The organism is Curtobacterium sp. PhB190, assembly GCF_004365385.1.
Taxonomy (GTDB): Bacteria; Actinomycetota; Actinomycetes; order Actinomycetales; family Microbacteriaceae; genus Curtobacterium.
Window position 1 is genome coordinate 166,017 of sequence record NZ_SODN01000001.1, and the last position, 20,007, is coordinate 186,023.

The following is a 20,007-nucleotide window of genomic DNA, read 5'->3' on the forward strand; positions in this document are numbered from 1 at the left end:
TGTCGCTCATGCACCGCGGGGCCCGTGTGGGCTTCCCACACGAAACCCCGCGTGACATTGTCGGTTCCCTACCGGCGTGGGGTGATCCGGCGACGACCCGTGGCCGATTCGGACATCGCGCCGAGGATCAGGGCCGACTGCACGATCAGGGCGTCCCGAGCGTGCGTGGCGTCCCACCCGATGATGTCCGCGACGCGGCGCAGGCGGTAGCGGACGGTGTTCGGGTGCACGAAGAGCTCGCGTGCCGTGGCCTCGAGCGAGCGTCCGGTGTCCAGGTAGCACCACAGGGTCTGCAGGAGCTCGGTGGACTGGTCCTTGAGCGGCACGTAGATGCGCTGCACCAGGGCGGACCGGGCGAGCGGGTCGCCGGCCAGGGCGCGTTCGGGCAGCAGGTCGTCGGCCAGCGCCGGACGGGGGACCCCGCGCCATGCCCGCGCGACGGCGAACCCGGCGAGGGCTGCCTTCGCGCTGGTCGAGGCGTCGACGACCCCGGGGACCTCGTTGCCGAGCACCAGGTGGCCCTCGCCGAACAGCGGCTCGAGCGCCTGCGCGATCGCCGTGAACGAGACCGGGTCCTCGCCCTCGGGCACGTCGTCCCGCGGGGTCGAGCGGCCGATCACCACGACGAGCCGCGAGCCCTGCACGCCGACGAGCACGTCGGCATCCATGTGACGGGCGGTGCGGCGGACCTGGTCGACCTCGAGCTGCTTCGGCGCGGTGCCGACGAGCACCGCGACCTCGCCGTGCCCGTGCCACCCGAGGGCGGCGATGCGGGACGGCAGCTCGTCGTCGTACTCGCCCGACAGGATCGAGTCGACCACGAGCGCCTCGAGCCGGGCGTCCCACAGCCCGCGGGCCTCGGCCGCACGGGCGTAGACGTCGGCCGCCGCGAAGGCGATGTCGCGGGAGTACTTGAGGATTGCCTCCTGCAGCATCTCGTCGTCGGCGGCGCGTTCCTCGACCACGGTCACGACCACGCGGATGAGCTGCAGGGTCTGCTGCAGGCTCACCGAGCGCAGGAGCTCACGTGGCGCCGAACCGAAGACGTCGGCCGCGGCGATCCACGGCGTCGACGCGGTGCCCTCGAGCCAGCTGATGAACGAGGTGATGCCCGCCTGGGCGACGAGGCCCACGGCGGAGCGGCGCCCCGGCGGCATCTCGCTGTACCAGGGGAGGGTGTCCTCGAGCCGCTTGATCGTGGCGGTGGAGAGTTCTCCGGACACCTGACGGAGCCAGGAGAGCGCCCGCTCGCGCGCGCTCTCCTGGCTCTGGGCCTTCGACAGGCCCTCGGTGTCCGGCTGGACGGGCGTCACCTGCTGATCAGCTCTCGCCGCCCGCGCTGCCCGTGGTGCCGGCGGTCACGTCGTGCAGGCGGTACTTGTCGATCGCCTGCTGGACGAGTGCGCCGTCGACCTTGCCCTGGCGGGCGAGCTGCTGCAGCGTCCGCACGACGACCGAGGGGCCGTCGATGTGGAAGAAGCGGCGAGCGGCCGGACGGGTGTCCGAGAAGCCGAAGCCGTCGGCGCCGAGCGTGGCGTAGTCGGTCGGCACGAACGGGCGGATCTGCTCCTGGACCTGGTGCATGAAGTCGCTGACGGCGACGACCGGCCCCTCGGTGGCGAGCAGTCGCTCGGTGACGTACGGCGTGCGCGGCGACTCGTTCGGGTTGAGGAACGCGTGCTGCTCCGCGTCGAGACCGTCGCGGTACAGCTCACCCCAGCTCGTGACGCTCCACACGTCGGCGGAGACGCCCCAGTCCTCGGCGAGGAGCTGCTGCGCCTCGAGGATCCACGGCACGGCCACCCCGGAAGCGAGCAGCTGGGCCTTCGGGCCGTCGTGCTCGCTCGGCTTGAGCAGGTACATGCCCTTGACGATGCCGTCGACGTCGATGCCCTCGGGCTCGGCCGGCTGGACGATCGGCTCGTTGTAGACCGTCAGGTAGTACATGACGTTCGGGTCGCTGTGCTTGGGCGAGCCGTCCTCGTTCGTGCCGTACATCCGGTCGAGGCCGGCCTGCACGATGTGCCCGATCTCGTACCCGTACGCGGGGTCGTAGGACACCACGGCCGGGTTCGTCGTCGCGAGGAGCAGCGAGTGGCCGTCGGCGTGCTGCAGTCCCTCGCCCGTCAGCGTCGTGCGACCGGCGGTGGCGCCGATCATGAAGCCACGGGTCATCTGGTCGCCGGCGGCCCAGATGGCGTCACCCGTGCGCTGGAACCCGAACATCGAGTAGAAGACGTAGACCGGGATGAGCGGCTCGCCCTGCGTCGAGTACGAGGTGCCCACCGCGGTGAACGCCGCCATGGCCCCGGCCTCGTTGATGCCGACGTGGATGATCTGCCCCTGCGGGCTCTCCTTGTACGCCAGGAGCAGCTCGCGGTCGACCGAGGTGTAGTGCTGGCCGTTCGGGTTGTAGATCTTCGCCGTCGGGAAGTACGCGTCCATGCCGAACGTGCGCGCCTCGTCCGGGATGATCGGCACCACGCGGTTGCCGAAGTCGGGGGAGCGGAGCAGGTCCTTCAGCAGTCGGGCGAACGCCATGGTGGTGGCGATCTCCTGCTTGCCGGAGCCCTTCTTGACGACCTGGTACTTCGCGTCCTCGGGGAGGGTGATCGAGGTGTACTTGGTCCGACGCTCCGGCACGTAGCCGCCGAGCGCCTGACGACGCTCGTGCATGTACTGGATCGCCTCGTCGTCGTTGCCCGGGTGGTAGTACGGCGGCGTGTAGGGGTTCTCCTCCAGCTGCGCGTCGGAGATCGGGATGCGCATCTCGTCGCGGAACTGCTTGAGGTTGTCGAGCGTGAGCTTCTTCATCTGGTGGGTCGCGTTGCGGCCCTCGAAGCTCGGGCCGAGGCCGTAGCCCTTGACCGTCTTCGCCAGGATGACCGTCGGCTGGCCCTTGTGCTCGGTCGCGGCCTTGAACGCGGCGTAGACCTTGCGGTAGTCGTGGCCACCGCGCTTGAGGTTCCAGACCTGGTCGTCGCTGTAGCCCTCGATGAGCTCGAGCGCCTTCGGGTCGCGCCCGAAGAAGTTCTCGCGGACGTACGCGCCGTTCTCGGCCTTGTACGTCTGGTAGTCGCCGTCCGGCGTCTGGTTCATCAGGTTGAGCAGCGCGCCCTCGGTGTCGCGGGCGAGCAGGTCGTCCCACTCACGCCCCCAGACGACCTTGATGACGTTCCAGCCCGCACCGCGGAAGAACGCCTCGAGCTCCTGGATGATCTTGCCGTTGCCGCGCACCGGACCGTCGAGCCGCTGCAGGTTGCAGTTGATCACGAAGTTCAGGTTGTCGAGGCCGTCGTTCGCGGCGACCTGGAGCTGTCCACGCGACTCGACCTCGTCCATCTCACCGTCGCCGAGGAACGCCCAGACCTGCTGGTCGGAGGCGTCCTTGATGCCGCGGTTGGTCAGGTACTTGGCCTGCTGCGCCTGGTAGATCGCGTTGATCGGGCCGATGCCCATCGACACGGTCGGGAACTGCCAGAAGTGCGGCATGAGCCGCGGGTGCGGGTACGACGACAGTCCGCCACCGGCGTGGGACTTCTCCTGCCGGAACCCGTCGAGCTGGTCCTCGCCGAGACGCCCTTCCATGTAGGCGCGGGCGTACATGCCGGGGGAGGCGTGTCCCTGGAAGAACACCTGGTCGCCGCCGGACGCGTGGTCCTGCGCGCGGAAGAAGTGGTTGTAGCCGACCTCGTACAGCGCGGCGCTCGACGCGTACGTCGAGATGTGGCCGCCGACGCTGATGCCCGGACGCTGCGCGCGGTGCACCGTGATGGCCGCGTTCCAGCGGATCCACCGGCGGTACCGGCGCTCCAGTTCCTCGTCGCCGGGGAACTCGGGTTCGTTCTCCGGCGCGATGGTGTTCACGTAGTCCGTCGTCGGGACCATCGGCACACCGAGGTGCAGTTCCTTGGACCGCTTGAGCAGGCTCAGCATGATCTCGCGACCGCGCTGGTGTCCGTGGGTCTGGACCAATCCGTCGAGGGACTCACGCCATTCGGCGGTCTCCTGCGGGTCCTGGTCGTTCGCCCCGGTGCTGTACGGGTCCTGGTCGTTCACCGTCACCCTTGACCTCGTTCGTTCTCGTGGTGGTGGACATGGTGGCTCCGGTGGTCGGGTCACGACCGGATGGGGCCCCGTCCACTCTAGGCCCCAGCACCGACGGTGATGCTGATGGTGCGGTGCACGTGGCGGGTGCTTGCATTCGGGTGCGGTCGGCGTAGCATGGCCGATCGTGCACACGCGACCCGCGTGCGCACGGACCCGACGGGTACACCCCACACCCGAGGAAGAAGCACACGTCCCGATGGCTCTCGAGATCGGCTCTCTCGCGCCGGACTTCGAGCTCCCGAACCAGTTCGGTGAGCACGTCCGACTCAGCGACTTCCGCGGCAACCGCCCGGTCGCACTCGTCTTCTTCCCGCTCGCGTTCTCGTCGAACTGCACGAACGAGCTCTGCGCCCTGCAGGACAACGTCGCGATGTTCCAGGACCAGCGCGTCGAGCTGATCGGCATCTCGGTCGACTCCAAGGCGACGCTCCGCTCCTTCGCCGAGCTCAACGGCTACGACTTCGAGCTCCTCGCCGACTTCTGGCCGCACGGCGCGGTCTCGAAGGAGTACGGCGTCTTCCTCGAGCACAAGGGCTTCGCCACCCGCGCGACCTTCGTCATCGACGTGCAGGGCCGCATCAAGGCCTCGATCATCACCGAGCCCGGCCTGCAGCGCGACGTCGCCGAGTACAAGGCCGCGCTCGACCGCCTCGCCGCCTGCACCGCACCCGTCCCGGTCGGCTAGCGTTCCGAATCCCTCCTGCGACGCATCCGCGTCGACAGCGGACAGGAGGCCCGGTGCACGCCATCGACACGGATGCACGTGACCGTGTGGTCACCACCGAGGCCTACGCTCCCTCCCCGGTGTCGCCCACGCCCGCCGCGTGGCACCTCCGGCGCACCGAGGTCCTGACGCCCGCCGGACCCGTCGTGGTGCACCACCGCCCGGGTCCCGACCCGCTCCTGCTGCTGCACGGCGTCGCGGGCTCCTGGTCGACGTGGACCCCGCTGCTGACCGCGGCGCACGGCGTCGGTGACCGTGGCCTCGTGCTCGTCGACCTGCCGGGATGGGGATCGTCGCCGGCGCCGAGCGGTGCGTTCGACCTCGACGACGTCGCCGTGTCGCCGGTCACGGTGCTGGATGCACTCGGGATCACGACGGTGGACGTCGTCGGGCACTCGATGGGGGCCTTCGTCGGGATGCACCTGGCGGTCGTCGCACCCCGGCGCGTGCGCTCGGTCGCCCTGGTGTCCGGCACGACCGTCGCGACCGCGGACGCCGCACGGCACCCGCTCCGAGGGCTCCGGACGTTGCCGTCGTTCACCCTGCTGCGTGCGGGCCTGTCGATCACCGGCGAGGCCGCGCGGCAGATGCTCCGGGCGCTGTCCCGCGTCGGGCTGCTGCCGCTGCTCGCCGCGCCGGTGTTCACGCACGTGCGACGCCTCGACCGCAGTGTCCTCGACGCCTTCGTCCGGGAACTCCGGCCGACCCGGTTCACCGACGCGGCGCGGACCGCTGCGGGCTACGACCTCGGCCGCTGGCGGGGGATCACCTGCCCGGTCACCGCGATCGCCGGGCGCGACGACGTGTTCGCGCGCGTCTCGGACCTCAAGGCCCTGCGGGAGCTCGTGCCGCAGACCCGCACGGTGCTGCTCGACGACTGCGGGCACTTCGCGCACGTCGAGCACCCGGACGCCGTGGCCCGGGAGCTCGGGCTCGCCTGACGCTCGCGCGCGCTGTCGTTGCGCGCGCATGTTCCGACGAAGCACGCGTCGATCGACCGGTGCACCGTCGGAACATGCACACGCACCTGATGCGTGCGCACACTGCGACAGACCACGAGTCGATCCGCTCGTGGAACGTCGCTCGATGCACACGCACCAGAGCGGGTCGACGGGTCAGGCGGGGACGGGGAACGTCGCCGCGACGCTGGAACGCACCTCGGCGCGCACGGCGCGACGCATCACGGGGGAGAACAGTGAGTGGTCGCCGTCCTCGACCCGCACGATCGACACCGAACCGCGCCGACCGACACCGCCGTAGCGGCGCAGGGCCTTCTGTCCGCCGAGCCGGTCGAACAGCGCGGCGTCGTCCGGGGCGGCGATCACGACGACGTCGGTGCCGTGCTCCACGAGCGGTCGGACGTGCTCGACGACGCCGCCGACGCGGTCCCGCCGCGCGATCCACTCGCGCAGGGCCTTCGGCACGACGGCGTTGTACCGCCGGCGGACCCACAGCCGACGTGCCGAGGGCGCGTCGACCGCGCGGACGGCGTCCTCGTAGCTGCCGGGGGCCGCCGGCTGCCGGCGGTAGTCGTTCGGGCTGATCTCGACGACCAGGCGCGGAGCCTCGTCCGCCGACCGACCGGCGAGCCACGCGCCGGCGCACATGCCGACGAGCACCAGGCGGTCCGAGGGGGTGCCGAGGTCGGCGACGACGGCGGACTGGTCCTCCACCCACTCCTGGGCGAAGAGGAAGCTGCGTTCGTCCTCGCGCACGCTGGTGCTCTCGCCGGTGGCACGGCGGTCGACCCGGACGACGCGGGCGCCGTCACGCGCGAGGGCACGGGCGAGGTCGACCTGGTAGTCGGTGGCGCCGACCCGGTGTTCGGCGGCGCCGTTGTGCAGGACGACGAGCGGGGCGTCGTGGTGCTGGGCGGACGACACGGTCTCGACGGCGAACAACGCGTCGGGGCCGAGGCGGACGATGCGCTCCGACACGCGGCCGTCGACGTCCAGGACCTCGTCGAGCACGGGCGGCACCACCGGCGCCGCAGCGGTCGGCGCCCAGGCGTCGAGCCAGGCGACGGCTCGGTCGACCGCGGCTCCGGGGATCCGGGCGTGGATGCTCGTGCCGTCGAGCAACTCGGCGCTGCCGGGCACCTCGACGGTCTCGACGGGTCCGAGGGCCTTCGGCGCGCGGGTCTCGGGCCGCACCAGCGCCACGGTCGGACCGGTGCGCGGCGCGAAGGCGAGGGCGGAGAGCGCCGTCGCCTCGTCGGGTTCGACCTCGATGCCGATCAGGCTCTCGACGCCGTCCACGATCCGCTCGCTGCCGATCGTGATCGTCGCGAGGGCACGTTGCCGACGGAGCCAGCCCCGACCGGACGCCGGGGCGTCCCAGACGAGCAGGGCGTCGGCGTCCTCCGCGGCGGCCGCGGCGACGAGGGCTGCGGAGGCGAGTCCGACGAACGCGACGTGCTGCACTCCCGACGTGCGGAGCACGGCGGCCGCGTGGCGTGCGGACCGGACCTGCGCGTCGGGGTCGGTGTCGGGTTCACCGTCACCACGTCCGGACGGGTCGTAGCGCACCGAGGCGATGCCACGGGCCTCCAGACGGTCTGCGAGCAGGCGGAGCGTGCGGTACGCGATCACGCCTTCCTGTCCCAGCGGCGGGCAGATGACGACGCCGGCCCGCGCCGCGGGCGGCAGCTGCACGGCGGCCCGGACGGCCGGCGAACCGGACCATCCGTGCAGCGTCGTCACAGCTCGAGTGCCGCGCGGACCGACGCCGGCCAGGCGTCGACGTCCGTGCCGTGTGCGGCGAACAGGGCGATGGTGATGCGCTCCAGGCCGAAGGCGATGCAGGCGCTGTGGGCGACCTCGCCGTCGGCGGTGCGGAGGCCGAACGAGGTGCCGAAGTGGTCCTCGTGCAGGTTCGCCGAGCTGATCGCCGTGGTCGGGTGGTCGTCGCCGTAGACGGGCGTGACGAACTCGAACTTGAGCGCCTGCTCGACCTGGTTGCGGGCGAGCATCTGCCCGACGCGGCCGAAGAACGGGTCGTTGGCGGGGACGACGTCGATCTCGAGCCCGAACGACTCGAGCAGCTCGCGCATCACCGGGATCCGGCCGTCGCGGTGCTGCTGGGCCGACGCCGGCGTGCCGATGTGCACGAACTCGTGCATGTGGAAGGCCTGCAGGCGCATCGGGTCGAGCGACGGCTCGCGGCGGAAGGAGTCGCCGACGATGTCGAAGAAGCGGCCCTCCTGCGGGATCGTGTCGCCGACCAGGCCGTACACCGGGTGGCAGACCGCGGGGGTGAGCATGAGGTCGGCGGGCTCGAGGAAGCCCTCCCAGCGCTCACCGCGCTCGCGGGCGGCGAGCAGTGCCCGGTGCGTGCGGTCGTCGCCGGTGAAGCCGGAGATCGACGCGGCGAGGTCCGGGAACGACGCGATGTAGTCGGTGCGCTCGAACGCGGCGAGCGGCTCGACCGGCGGGAACCGCAGCACCTCGGCGTCGAGGTCCTGCTGGCTGCGCTCGGCTGCGGCGTCGACGGCCGTGTACACGCGCTCGAACACGCCGGTGCGGCCGTACAGCCCGGGGGAGCCGAGGTCGATGAGCACGCGGTCGGCGAGCAGGCGGGCACGGAGTGCGGCGCGGGCGGCGTCGAGGTCCGGAGCGGTGGTGGTGGTGGTGGTGGGGTCCGTGAGGGTCACAGGATCACTCCCGTCATGAGGGCCAGGTCGGCGTCGTTCTTGAGGAGACGGTCGTTGCTCACCATGACGGCGGCGCCGTGGGCGTCTCGGAGGTGTCGGGCGATGCTCATCGGACCTGAGGCGGCGTAGCCCGCGATCCCGACGATCCGCATCGCCTTCGTGACGATGTCGGTGACGCGCTCGGACGCCCCGATCTTCAGGGCGTTCGCGGCGAGGGCGTAGGCGCTCGAGGCGAGCACCTCGGGGTCGTCGGCCGCGGCGTCGAACCGCTCGGCGGCGTGCCGGACGGAGTCGGCGAGGGCCTGCAGGTCGACCAGGAGTTCGGCGAGCCGGAATGCTCCGGGCGGGGTCGTCCCGATCGCGGCGCGGGCCTGCTTGCGGACGGCGGTCCGGGCGCGCTCGCTCGCCGAGGCGGCGATGCCGAGCCACACCGAGGCCCAGAGCACGTGCGAGACCGGCAGGACCGTCTGCGCCGAGATGGCGGCGTAGTCGTCGCGGAACACCCGGTCGACGGTGGTCTCGGTGTCGAGGATCCAGCCGTTGCTGCAGGTCCCGCGCAGCCCCATGGTGTCCCAGGTGGAGGTCTGCGACAGCACCATCGAGTCGGTCCGGCAGATGAGCAGCCGCTGGTCGGAGGCCGGGGCGTCCGGGTCGCGGCGGGCGGTGACGAACACCGCGTCGGCCTCGGTGGCGTACGAGATCACCGGCGCGTCCTTGCGCAGGCGGATCCGGCCGTCGTCGGTGGCCTCGATCGAGCACGTGGAACGACGGGCGTCGCCACCGACCCCGCGCTCCGTCGTGGCCGAGGCGACGAGTGCGCCGTCGCGGACCGCGGCGATGGTCTCGAGCACGCCGGCACCGTCGCCGCCGTGCCGCCAGAGCGCCATGACCTGGCCCTGGTGCATCGCGAACACCATGCCGGTCGCGGCGCAGGCCCGACCGAGTTCGGTGGCGATCGCGGAGAGCTCGGACACCGAAGCGCCCTCGCCACCGTGCTCGGCGGGGACGGCAGCGGCGAGCAGACCGTACTCGCGCATCGCAGCGATGGCCTCGCGCGGCGGACGGGCGTCGCGGTCGACCTCGTCCGCGAACTGCGCGGCGACCGCGGCGACGGCGGCGGCACGCTCGGCGAACCGGTCGACGACCGCGGTCGCCGCCATGGTCAGGGTCACGAGGCGAGCTCCGCAGCGGCCACGATCGACTCGACGGTGGCGAAGGTCGACCGGTTCAGGACCGAGTCGGGGAACTCGACGTCGAGCTCGGACTCGACGGCGAGCATGACGTTCACCGTGGCGTGCGACGACAGCCCGAGCGCGTACAGGTCGGCGATCGAGGCGACGTCCTGCGCGTCCACGGTCAGGCGCCCGTGGTCGGCGAGGGCGCGGCGGACGGCCTGCTCGATCGCCGGGTCGGCGAGCGTCGCGGTCGTGGTCGCCGTCGGTGCGGTCGTGCTGGAGAGCTGTGGTTCCTGGTCCATGACGGCAACGATAAGGAAGACCGGGCCTCGGGAAACCGCCGTGCGGGTGCGCGAAACCGCACGGCGTCCGACGCCCCTGTGCGGTGGTACAGGGTGGCGCGGGCGGTGGTGCCGGTGCGCCCCGTCAGCGGTCGGACAGCGCGACCGCCGTCGCCACGGCCAGCCCCCGCTCGTGCGCGAGTGACACCGCGATCGGGCCGCACCCGACCGACTCGGCCAGCGCGGCGGCGGCCCCGGTCAGCTCGACCGTCGGCGCCCCGCGGTCGTCGAGGACGATCGCCACGTCGCGCAGCGGGATCGCCTGGTCCGGAGCGGGGCGGAGCAGCTTCACCACCGCTTCCTTGCCCGCGAACCGTGCCGCCAGACGCTCCGGGTCGTCGCCCGCGTCGGTACGCTCCCGCACGGTGAAGAGCCGGTCCAGGTACCGCTCACCGTGGGCGGAGATGCCCGCGACGACGTCCTCGACCGCGGCGAGGTCGGTACCGGTCCGGATCGTGCCCATGGCAGCAGGCTACGCAGGTCGCGGCGACCCCGCATGCCGGCAGCGGCATGGGCGTCGGAGGGGGTTCGTATGATCGGTGCCAGAGACCACCGAGGGGGAACCGATGGCATCACCGTGGACCGGCATCATCGAGGACGCGCGACACTACCCGTCGCCGCACAACTCGCAACCGATCGTCGTGCGCGTCGAGGACGACCGCACCGCGACCGTGTTCTACGACCTGCAACGGGGGCTGCCGGCGGAGTCCTTCGGCATCCCGTTCGGGCACGTCTGCGCGGGGGTGTTCCTGGCCGGGCTCGAGGTCGTCGCCCGGGCGCACGGTTTCTCCGTGCAGGAACGGCTCGACCACGCCGAGATGGACTTCGGCCGGCTGGACGGCGCGGCCGATGACGGTCTGCACCGCTTGGGCAGCGTGACCTTGCGTCCGCGGGCGGTCACGGCGGACGACCGGGAGGCCCTGGGTCGCTTCCTCGCGCGGCGCACCTCACGCAGGCCCTACGACGCCACCCTGGTGGACGACTCAGCGATCGAGGCCGCGTCCGCCATCGCGTCGGCAGCCGGGCAGCGCTTCCGCACCACGTCTGACCGGCCGACCGTCGACGAGATCGTGCGCGTCAACCAGGAGACGCTGTTCGACGACCTGCAGCACGACGCCGTGCACGACGAGATCCTGCACTGGCTGCGGTTCTCGAAGCGGCAGGCGGCGACGACCGGTGACGGTCTGTCGGCCGAGACGATGCTCATGCCCGGCCCGGTGCTCCGGTTCGCGATGGAGCACCGCGGGCTGTGGGAAGCACCCGGCGTCGGCGGGGTCTTCAAGCGCGTGTACCTGTCGACCATGCGTGGGGTCCGGCAGCTCGGCTGGCTCGAGGGCCCGTTCCGCATGCCGGCCGAGTACGTCGAGGCCGGCCGGGTGTTCATGCGGATCTGGCTCGAGTTCACCGCGCGCGGGATCGCCCTGCACCCGTTCGGCACCGTGATCACGAACCCGCGCTCGCACGCCGCCTTCGTCGAGCAGGCCGGCGTCGACGAGTCCGACGGCCGGATGGCGTGGATGCTGTTCCGCTTCGGGCACAGCGCGCCACCACCCCTGGCACACCGCAGACCCGCGGCCGCCATGACGCTCGGGGGTGCACGGTGAAGCGCGCGGCGGTCTTCACGGTCGTCTGGGTCGTCGAGACCTTCGTGGCGCTGTTCATGCCGCGCGTCGGCACCCACAAGCTCCTGCTCACGCCGGGCATCGAGCCGCTCCGCTGGACCCTCGGACGCTGGCGTGCCTGGCGGACCGTGGAGCGGGCTGCGAAGCGGGTGCCTGCGTACGGGGCCTTCCTGGCGGAGGCGGGGCGGGCCTCCCGTCCGTTCCGTCTCGACACGCGTGGCGGGATCGCCGCAGCGATCTCGGGGCTGCCCGAGATGGACAAGGAGTCGTACGTCAAGCGGTGGAGCATCCCCGAGCGCTGCGTCGACGGGCGGCTGCCACGGCGCGGGGTCGTCGTCGACGAGTCGAGCGGGTCGAGCGGCACGCCGACCAGCTGGGTGCGCGGTCCCGACGAACGCCAGGCCACACGGCAACTGCTGCAGCTCGGGTTCTCGCGCACCGCGAAGGACCTGCCGAAGCAGCCGTTCGTGCTCAACGCGTTCTCGCTCGGGGCGTGGGCCACCGGCATGAACGTGACGGCGTCGCTCACCGAGTCGTCGATGATCAAGTCGATCGGGCCGGACCGCGACAAGATCGTGCAGACGATGCGCGAGTTCGGCACCGACTTCACGTACATCATCTGCAGCTACCCGCCGTTCCTGAAGGCGCTGTTCGAGGACGACCGTCTCGACTGGAGCGAGTACACGATCGTCGCGGCGTTCGGTGGTGAGGGCATCAGCGAGAACATGCGCGCCCACATCGAGCAGTACGCACAGGCCGTCCTCGGCTCGTACGGGGCGAGCGACCTGGAGATCAACCTCGGCATCGAGACGCCGTTCAGCGTGCGGCTGCGCCGGGCCATCGCCGCCTCACCGGAGCTGTCCGCCGCGCTCACGAAGCAGGCCGAGTACGGCGTGCTGCCGATGGTGTTCCAGTTCAACCCGTTCGGGTACCTGATCGAGACGAACGAACTCGGTGAACTCGTCGTCACGATCGCCCGCTCCGAGAACATCAGCCCCCGGATCCGGTACAACATCCACGACCGCGGGCACGTGGTGCGGATGCGTCCACTGCGGCAGACGCTCCGCGCACACGGCTTCGACGAACTCGCCGACGCCGCCGAGCTCGACCTGCCGCTGCTGTTCCACTACGGCCGGTCCGACCTGTCCGTCGACTACAACGGCGCGGTCGTCGCACCCGACGTCGTGCGTGACGTGGTCTACGGCGACCCGGAGCTGCTCGAGGCCGTCGAGAACCACCGGCTCATCAGCTACGAGGACGACCGGGGCGACCGCCAGCTGCACATCGCGTTCCAGCTCGCGGCGGGCGCCGGGTCCTTCGACTCGGACGCGGCGCGCCCCGCGGTCATCGCCGAACTGCGGCGGCTGAACAAGGACTTCTCGAACGCGATCCGCACTGCGCCGCCCGGCACACTGCCGACGGTGGCGTTCTACCCGTACCGGACGGGGCCGTTCCGCGAGGACGGTAAGAAGCTCAAGAACGAGTACGTGTGGCAGTTGCCGGCCGGCTCGGTGGAGCGGTGGGAGCTCGACCTGGCGTGGGTCGCGCCGAAGGAGGCGTGAGCGGGCGGTGCGGTTCCGTGCGAGGTTCCGTCTTCGGTGCGAGTCCCGGCGGGGCGCACCGGGTACGGAACCCCGCACCGTTCGAGCTAGCCGTACTGCGGCGGCCAGTCGAAGGGGGCTGGCAGGCGCGGGACCTCGCCGATCGTCGTGACGATCAGGACGACCTCGCGCCGGTTCGTCAGCTCGATCGAGCGTGGGTTGCCGATCGTCCGGCGCCCGTCCACCCACACCGTGAGCTCGCCGCGCAGGCCGCCGACGTGTTCCGGACCGAGCGAGACACCCCACTCGTCGAAGAACTGGCCGAGCGTGAACGTCTGCTCGGTGGGGGACTCGACGTGCACGATGCCCGAGGTGTCGTGCGTGTGGATCTCGGCGGCGAACTTCCCCCGGTCCGAGTGCCCGATGTTCGCCGGGACCGTCACCGGGGTGTCACCGTCGAGGATCGTCAGGTGGGTGTGGACGTGCTCGGCGAGCCGCTCGCCCCACACGTTCCGCAGCCCCGCAGCGTCGGCACGGGCGGACAGGTCGGTCGGCCGCGGCCACGGCGGAGCGTCGCGCGACGCCCCCGCCCCCGGCGCTGCGCAGCCCGACAGCAGCAGGAGTGCGGCCACCGCGACCGCGACGACGCGGGTCCTCACCAGCGGTCGTGGACCGTGGCGCGGAACCACGTGTCGTAGAGGTCGCGCACCGTGGCGTCCAGGCCGTCGATCTCCGGCAGGTCGCCGGCCGCCGCGTTCGACCGGGCCTGCTCCGGGTTGCGGGCTCCGGGGATCGCCGCGGTCACGCCGTCCTGCGCGATGACCCAGGCGAGCGCCGCCTGCGGCACCGAGACGGCGTCCGGCAGCGACGCTGCGAAGGTCTGCGCCGCGCGCACGCCGTCGTCGTAGTCCACACCGCTGAACGTCTCGCCCTGGTCGAAGGCCTCGCCGTGGCGGTTGTAGTTGCGGTGGTCGCCCTCGGCGAACGACGTCTCCGTCGTGTACTTGCCGGACAGCAACCCCGACGCCAGCGGGACGCGCGCGAGGATGCCGACCCCTGCCTCCAGGGCCGCCGGCAGCACGCGGTCCAGCGGCTTGAGCCGGAACGCGTTGAGGATGATCTGGACGCTCGCGACGCCGGGCCGGGCGATCGCGGCGAGTGCCTGGTCGGCCGTCTCGACGCTGACGCCGTAGGCGGCGACCGAGCCGTCGGCGACCAGCGCGTCGAGGGCGTCGTACACGGCGTCGTCGCCGATGACCTCGGACGGCGGGCAGTGCAGCTGCACCAGGTCGAGCGTGTCCTGCCGCAGGTTCGTGCGGGAACGGTCGACCCACTCGCGGAAGTTCGCTGCGACGTAGTTCGCCGGGACCTGCTCGGCGCGGCGCCCCATCTTCGTCGTGACCGTCAACGGCACGTCGGGGTTCGATGCGCGCCATGAACCGATGAGCTGCTCGCTGCGACCGTCGCCGTACACGTCGGCGGTGTCGAAGAGCGTGACACCGGACTCGACCGAGGCGTCCATCACGGCGTTCGCGTCCGCTTCGCTCACCGGACCCCAGTCACCGCCGAACTGCCACGTACCGAGACCGATGGGGGAGACTTCGCGGCCGGTGCGACCGAGGGTGCGACTCTGCATGCCGCCGAGCGTAGTCAGCGGGCTCCGGCGGTCGCTCAGCCAATGGTCCCGCGCGGTCGCTCAGCCGATCGTGGAGACGCCGCGGCGGAGCAGCGCACGGGCCGCTCGAGCGCGGGGGATGACCCACACCGCCGCCCACAGGACCATTCCGGCCCAGAGCAGGATCAACATCGTCGTGATGAGGGCGTCGTGCTGGTCACGCATCGACCACGTCATCGCGATCCACAGCGTGCCGAGGACGACCTTGCCCCAGCCGGCTCCTTCGCGGTCGGCCTGCGCCTGGACGAGCGGGATCCACAGCTCGGCGGGTACTCCGACCGGGATCTGGCCCTCGGCGACCCAGTCGCGGACCAGGACCGAGTTCTCGTACCCGCCCTCGGCGCGCCAGGACCGGAGCTGCAGGTACACGGCGATCGCGGCACCTGCCGCCGCGGAGGGGATGCCGACGGAGACCAGGACGGTGGTGGTCGCCTCGGTCCACGACGACAGCACGAGCATGACGAGGACGACCGCGAACGCGGCACCCGTCACCCCGGAGCCGAGGAGCCGCAGCCGCCCGGATTCGTCGAGGACATCGGCACCGTTCACGAGGGAGAGGGTACCCGCCACCCCCGGGGTTCTCGGGTGCGGGTGCGCCCGAGGTTCCGCGGTGTGCCGCCGAGGTTCCGAAATCTCGGCATCTCGGGCCGCTGTTCGCCCGGGATCGGCACCTCGGTGATCATCGCGCGGCATGTCGTGGAACCTCACCGCGTCCTCCGGGTTCGGACTGGAGGCCCGTCCCGCGTCGTTCTCCACAGATGCGTCCCACCGGGGTCGGGCCCGACACCTCGTGCGCGATGCTCTCGTCATGGGGAATCGAGCACGCGTCGACCACTCGCCGAGGCCGTTCCCGGTGCGAGAGGCGCTGGCGGCCGGAGCGAGCCCTGCGCGGCTGACCGGTCGTGACCTCAGGGCTCCGGTCCACGCGTCGAGGGCTTCCGACCGGATCTCGTCCGTGGCATCCCGGTCAGCCCGCCGCCACGAGCGTGGTTCGAGTCGGCGTCGCTGCTCACCCCGACCGAGCTCGTCGTCCTCGGTGACTACCTCGTGGGCCCGCGCGGCCTCGCCACGATCGACGGACTGGCAGCCGCGGTCGTCGCGGGGAGTCGCTGGGCACGACGCCGCCGCACTTTCCAGCACGATCAGCGACGGTCGAACGGGTTCGCGGTGAACGGCTGGATCGTCATCCACGCGACAGCCGCGGACACTGGGCGTCCGGCCGTGCTGTTCGAGCGGCTCCGACAGGCGTTCGTTCAACGCCAGGTCGAGGGTCGGGCCCGCCGCGCAGCCTGACGAGGCTCCGAAAGCGCCCGATGCCGGGCGGACTCGCTGGGCCGAGGTTCCACGACTCGCCGCCTGTTCATCGCCGAGGTTCCATAGCGGCGCGCTCGGGGCCGCGAGATGCCGAGATTTCGGAACCTCGGGGGACGGGGGACGGGGACGGGGGAGCGGGACAGGACGGACTCCGCGCGGGTCAGCTGTGCGCCAGGAGCCAGCACATGCCGGCGGCGGCGAAGGCCATCGCCCAGCTCACCAGGCTGCCGATCAGGAAGTACTCCGCCTGGTAGCCGGTCGTCTCGCGCCGGATCTCGGGGAACCGGACGATGCCCTTGGCCGCGATCAGTGCGGCGACCACCGGGAAGGCCCCCGCCACCGCGAACCCGGCCAGGAGCAGCCGTTCGATCGGGCCGATCAGTCGTCCACCCTTGAGGCTCACCGTGCTGTCCCCGGACTGTTCGGCGTCGGCGTCGGCGCGTCGGCGTCGCCCGAACCGGCGGCGGAGGTCATCGGCCTCGGCGCCCGTGGTGGCTCCGCGCTGCAGTCCCGGCGGGAGTGCCTGGGCGACGACCACGTTCGCGGAGTCGACGAGGAACAGCGCCGAGCCGACACCGCCCACGACGGCGGCGAGCGGAACGGCGTCGACGAACGCCAGGCCCGAGCCGTCGTGCCAGTCGACCACGAAGCCCGTGCCGTCGGGCAGTGGCCCCCAGAGCAGCAGCACGGCGACGGCGAGGGCGAGCAGGACCGCTGGCCAGGACCCGGACCGCCGCAGCAGCCCCCGGGTCGTCGGCGCGTCATGGTCGTCGTCGGCGGTCCCGGTACCGGCTCGGACCGGCGCGGTCGTGGCGATCCACGCCGCCGCGAGCACCACCGTGACGAGGACACCCCACACGGGGACACCGAGACCGAGCCACGCCACGGCGGACACCCCGGCCCACAGCACGACGACCGCGATGGTGGTCAGCGTGCGCTGCCGGTGTGCATCGGCACCGGTGCGGGCCCGGACGACGTCGCCCAGACCGATGAGTGCGAGGAGGATCCCGGCGAGCATCAGCGTTCCTGTCCCACGAGGACCCGGAGGCCCTCGACGATCGCGGCCACACCCGACTTCTGCACCGACTGGGACACCGCTGACGGGGTGATCCCCTCGGTCGCGGCGATCTGCGCCTGGGTCCGGCCCTGGACGAGGCCGAGCGCGATGCGTCTTGCCCGGGGCGTCAGGCGGGCCATGACGTGGTCGCGGCTGAGGAAGTAGGCGTTCACGAGTCGCTCCTCGGTGCCGTGGCGATCGTCGGACGCGTGGAACCACGACCGGAGGAAGGACGTCCTGCCGTCTTCACGGCGGTGCGTCTCGTTGATGGCGTCGCGGGCGGACCACCACGCCGGGCCGTCCTGGAGCGGACCGCTCGTGCCGGACCCCACCGTCCGCACCGTCCCGCGACCCATCCCGAGCCGGACCTGCACCGTCGGTGGCAGCGCGAGCATGGCGGCGGTGCTGGCGACGAGCGCGTCCGTGAGCGTGGCGTAGATCACCTGGAACTCGTCGCCGACGGTCGCGTGCACCGGGTCCACCGGAGTGACGTCGGTTGTCTCGCGGAACGCCTGCTCGACCTCGCGCTGTGCGGCGGGGCGGTCGTCGAGCGTTCGTGAGTCGACGAGGTCGAGGATCACGGCGTAGACGGGGTCGTCGGACATGGGTTAAGTGTACGGCTTACTATCGGCGAAATGAAGCCGAGCGCTGAACTGGCCAACGGACGGGATGTCCAGCGCAACGATACGGGGGATCGACCTCTAGGATCGTGTCGCGGGCTCTTAGCTCAGTTGGTAGAGCACTTCGTTTACACCGAAGTGGTCGGCGGTTCGAGCCCGCCAGAGCCCACCGCAGACGCGATCACGGGGGTCCGATGAACAGCCGACGACACGAGCCGGTCCGACAGCACTCCGTCGACTTCTTGCCGGGAACGAGTGGAAACCCGGTCGCGCCGTTCCAGCGCGACCACCAGCCCGGACAGGGTCCCATCCGTCACGACTGGGTGTACCTCGTCCCGATCGGCGCCGTCCTGATCGGCGGGGTCATCGCGTTCTTCGTGTGGGGGAACTGACCGCACCGCCTGACGACCGCACCGGTCCGCGCGACCGACGCGGGGCAGGTCACGCGCGCCGACGGCGGACGGGAGGCACAGTGCGGGCCTGCACCGCGCCTCCCGTCCGTCCCTCGGTCGCGCCCAGGGCGCGACGTCAGCGCTCGACGTCAGCGCTCGACGTGTTCCAGGTCTGCCAGCAGTGATTCGTGGACCGGCTCCCAACCGAGCGTGCGACGCGTGTGCTCACTCGACGCCGGCTGGTCCATCACGAAGATCGGGGCGAACGCCCCGAACGTCTCATCCGCGACGCGCTCGACCGGCAGTCCGAGCCGTCGGCCGATCACCTCGGCGAGGTCGCGCACCCGGTCGCCCTCGTCGGCCACGGCGTGCCAGACCGTGCCGGCCGGTGCGACCTCCAGTGCCAGTCGGAAGAGCACGGCAGCGTCCCGAGCGTGCACGGCGGGCCAGCGCTGTTCGCCGTCTCCGGGGTACCCGGCCACACCGCTGCCTCGGGCCGTCTCGGTGAGGATGCCCGCGAAGCCGCCCGTGCCGTCGGCGTGCACGGTCCGCGGCAGGCGGATCGCCGACACCCGGACGCCGCGCTCCGCGAGCTCGAGCGCGGCGAGCGTCGACCGAGCGCGGCCGGCGACCGGTCCCTCGAGGGGCAGAGGGTCGGCCTCGGTCGACGCCCTGCCCGGGACCCACGGGGTGCCGGACACGACGACGAACGGGCGGTCGGAGCCGACGAGTTCCTCGCCGAGTGCGGCCATCGCGTCCGCCTCCTCGGCGATGCCCCGGGTCAGGGCGTCCGGCGAGCTGAAGTCGCTCGAGAACGCGAGGCTGACGACGCCGTCGGCGGCGCGAGCGCCGGCACGCAGGACGTCGAGGTCGCCGAGACCGCCCCGGATCGGTTCTGCGCCCGCCGCGGTGAGGGCTGCGGCCGAGCGTTCCGAGCGGGCGAGCGCAGTGACGCTGTGGCCTGCGGCGATGAGTTCGGCGACGACGGCCGTTCCGATGGTGCCGGTGCCGCCGGTGATGAAGACGCGCATGAGATCCTCCAGTGATGGGACAAGTGTCTCGTCACCGTACACCTGTGATGAGACAATTGTCCCGTCCCGTAGGATGCTTCCATGGCGCGATGGGAACCGGGAGCTCGGGAACGGCTGGTCCTGGCCGCCGTCGACCTGTTCTCCGAGCAGGGGTACGACGAGACGACCGTGACGCAGATCGCCGAGCGAGCGGGGGTCACGAAGAGCACCTTCTTCCGACACTTCCCGGACAAGCGCGAACTGCTCGTCGCCGGGCAGGAGACGCTGAGCCGCTTGTTGTCCGAGGGGATCACCGACGCAGCGCCCGAACGTTCACCGCTCGACGCCGTCGCCGCTGGGCTCGAACGTGCATCGGGCGAGATGGGTCCGATGAACCGCGAGCTGGGACCGCGACTCAAGGCCGCGGTCGCCGCGAGCGCCGAACTGCAGGAGCGCGACGCCCTGAAGAGCGTCGGGATGGCCGCCGCGATGACCGATGCGCTCATCGAGCGCGGGGTCGCGGAACCGACGGCCCGGCTCGCGAGCGAGATGGGCGTGCTCGCCTTCAAGCAGGGGTTCGACCGGTGGGCCGGTGCGGCACGCGCTGATGACGACGGACTCGCGGGTCATGCGCTCGCAGCGTTCGCCGAGCTGCGGGAGGCTGCTGCGGCGCTCCGGTGAGCACCGCCGACGCGGTACGACGAGGCCGTTGTCGCACGACGTCGACCTCGTCGTTCCGCATCGGGTCAGCGCCCGACCAGCGCCCGCCCAGCG

General features: G+C 71.6%; 19 protein-coding genes and 1 tRNA gene. 7 read left to right on the top strand and 13 right to left on the bottom strand.

The features are described 5' to 3' along the window. Positions 1 to 68 precede the first annotated feature (68 nt). Both EDF47_RS00730 and aceE read right to left on the bottom strand, forming a co-directional pair. Positions 69 to 1,283 carry a helix-turn-helix domain-containing protein gene (locus EDF47_RS00730; protein ID WP_111085717.1) on the bottom strand — a complete coding sequence of 405 codons (1,215 nt, stop codon included), beginning with the start codon at positions 1,281 to 1,283 and terminating at the stop codon, positions 69 to 71. 37 nt (positions 1,284 to 1,320) lie between these two features. Then, on the bottom strand, positions 1,321 to 4,065 hold the full coding sequence (gene aceE / locus EDF47_RS00735) for a pyruvate dehydrogenase (acetyl-transferring), homodimeric type (RefSeq protein WP_123292581.1): 2,745 nt from the start codon (positions 4,063 to 4,065) through the stop codon (positions 1,321 to 1,323). Between the two features lie 241 nt (positions 4,066 to 4,306). Between aceE and EDF47_RS00740 the strand changes: the two genes are divergently transcribed. Together EDF47_RS00740 and EDF47_RS00745 are read left to right on the top strand one after the other, a co-directional pair. Beyond that, a complete protein-coding gene (locus EDF47_RS00740; RefSeq protein ID WP_111085695.1) occupies positions 4,307 to 4,795 on the top strand; it encodes a peroxiredoxin in 489 nt (162 codons plus the stop codon). Positions 4,796 to 4,848: 53 nt separating this feature from the next. Continuing rightward, on the top strand, positions 4,849 to 5,775 hold the full coding sequence (locus tag EDF47_RS00745; RefSeq protein ID WP_166673163.1) for an alpha/beta hydrolase: 927 nt from the start codon (positions 4,849 to 4,851) through the stop codon (positions 5,773 to 5,775). Positions 5,776 to 5,949: 174 nt separating this feature from the next. Here EDF47_RS00745 and EDF47_RS00750 read toward each other — a convergent pair whose 3' ends face one another. The 5 genes from EDF47_RS00750 to EDF47_RS00770 form a co-directional block, all read right to left on the bottom strand. Then, positions 5,950 to 7,536 carry an alpha/beta fold hydrolase gene (locus EDF47_RS00750; protein WP_133938242.1) on the bottom strand — a complete coding sequence of 529 codons (1,587 nt, stop codon included), beginning with the start codon at positions 7,534 to 7,536 and terminating at the stop codon, positions 5,950 to 5,952. After that, positions 7,533 to 8,486: an amino acid--[acyl-carrier-protein] ligase gene (locus tag EDF47_RS00755; RefSeq protein WP_133938244.1), complete on the bottom strand. Its 954-nt coding sequence runs from the start codon at positions 8,484 to 8,486 to the stop codon at positions 7,533 to 7,535. Before EDF47_RS00755 ends, EDF47_RS00750 begins: the two co-directional genes overlap by 4 nt. Next, positions 8,483 to 9,658 (bottom strand): acyl-CoA dehydrogenase family protein, encoded by a 1,176-nt coding sequence (locus EDF47_RS00760; protein WP_208320983.1) that lies wholly within the window; start codon positions 9,656 to 9,658, stop codon positions 8,483 to 8,485. Before EDF47_RS00760 ends, EDF47_RS00755 begins: the two co-directional genes overlap by 4 nt. Further along, positions 9,655 to 9,963, bottom strand: coding sequence for an acyl carrier protein (locus EDF47_RS00765; protein ID WP_123292585.1), 309 nt, complete (start codon positions 9,961 to 9,963; stop codon positions 9,655 to 9,657). Before EDF47_RS00765 ends, EDF47_RS00760 begins: the two co-directional genes overlap by 4 nt. A gap of 124 nt (positions 9,964 to 10,087) precedes the next feature. After that, positions 10,088 to 10,465 (bottom strand): holo-ACP synthase, encoded by a 378-nt coding sequence (locus EDF47_RS00770; protein WP_131920443.1) that lies wholly within the window; start codon positions 10,463 to 10,465, stop codon positions 10,088 to 10,090. A gap of 103 nt (positions 10,466 to 10,568) precedes the next feature. Here EDF47_RS00770 and EDF47_RS00775 point away from each other — a divergent pair, with 103 nt between their 5' ends. Continuing rightward, a complete protein-coding gene (locus EDF47_RS00775) occupies positions 10,569 to 11,606 on the top strand; it encodes a hypothetical protein (protein WP_133938246.1) in 1,038 nt (345 codons plus the stop codon). Next, entirely contained in the window at positions 11,603 to 13,186 is a 1,584-nt protein-coding gene (locus EDF47_RS00780) for a CoF synthetase (protein WP_243833983.1), read from the top strand. Before EDF47_RS00775 ends, EDF47_RS00780 begins: the two co-directional genes overlap by 4 nt. A gap of 86 nt (positions 13,187 to 13,272) precedes the next feature. Here EDF47_RS00780 and EDF47_RS00785 read toward each other — a convergent pair whose 3' ends face one another. The 5 genes from EDF47_RS00785 to EDF47_RS00805 form a co-directional block, all read right to left on the bottom strand. After that, entirely contained in the window at positions 13,273 to 13,824 is a 552-nt protein-coding gene (locus tag EDF47_RS00785; RefSeq protein WP_123292588.1) for a hypothetical protein, read from the bottom strand. Further along, entirely contained in the window at positions 13,821 to 14,801 is a 981-nt protein-coding gene (locus tag EDF47_RS00790; RefSeq protein WP_131920437.1) for an aldo/keto reductase, read from the bottom strand. The genes EDF47_RS00785 and EDF47_RS00790 overlap by 4 nt, the downstream gene beginning before the upstream one ends. 60 nt (positions 14,802 to 14,861) lie before the next feature. Further along, positions 14,862 to 15,389 carry a hypothetical protein gene (locus EDF47_RS00795; RefSeq protein ID WP_133938248.1) on the bottom strand — a complete coding sequence of 176 codons (528 nt, stop codon included), beginning with the start codon at positions 15,387 to 15,389 and terminating at the stop codon, positions 14,862 to 14,864. Between the two features lie 925 nt (positions 15,390 to 16,314). Continuing rightward, a complete protein-coding gene (locus tag EDF47_RS00800) occupies positions 16,315 to 17,172 on the bottom strand; it encodes a hypothetical protein (RefSeq protein WP_133938250.1) in 858 nt (285 codons plus the stop codon). Then, on the bottom strand, positions 17,172 to 17,816 hold the full coding sequence (locus EDF47_RS00805) for a SatD family protein (protein WP_123292593.1): 645 nt from the start codon (positions 17,814 to 17,816) through the stop codon (positions 17,172 to 17,174). Before EDF47_RS00805 ends, EDF47_RS00800 begins: the two co-directional genes overlap by 1 nt. 111 nt (positions 17,817 to 17,927) lie before the next feature. Here EDF47_RS00805 and EDF47_RS00810 point away from each other — a divergent pair. Together EDF47_RS00810 and EDF47_RS00815 are read left to right on the top strand one after the other, a co-directional pair. After that, positions 17,928 to 18,000 (top strand) — tRNA-Val (locus tag EDF47_RS00810). Between the two features lie 25 nt (positions 18,001 to 18,025). Then, a complete protein-coding gene (locus EDF47_RS00815; RefSeq protein ID WP_133938252.1) occupies positions 18,026 to 18,223 on the top strand; it encodes a hypothetical protein in 198 nt (65 codons plus the stop codon). 149 nt (positions 18,224 to 18,372) lie between these two features. On the opposite strand, the gene EDF47_RS00820 is transcribed toward EDF47_RS00815, so the two are convergent. Beyond that, positions 18,373 to 19,254: an NAD-dependent epimerase/dehydratase family protein gene (locus EDF47_RS00820; protein ID WP_131846194.1), complete on the bottom strand. Its 882-nt coding sequence runs from the start codon at positions 19,252 to 19,254 to the stop codon at positions 18,373 to 18,375. A gap of 81 nt (positions 19,255 to 19,335) precedes the next feature. On the opposite strand from EDF47_RS00820, the gene EDF47_RS00825 reads away from it, so the two are divergent. After that, positions 19,336 to 19,914, top strand: coding sequence for a TetR/AcrR family transcriptional regulator (locus tag EDF47_RS00825; protein WP_123292596.1), 579 nt, complete (start codon positions 19,336 to 19,338; stop codon positions 19,912 to 19,914). Positions 19,915 to 20,007 lie beyond the last annotated feature (93 nt).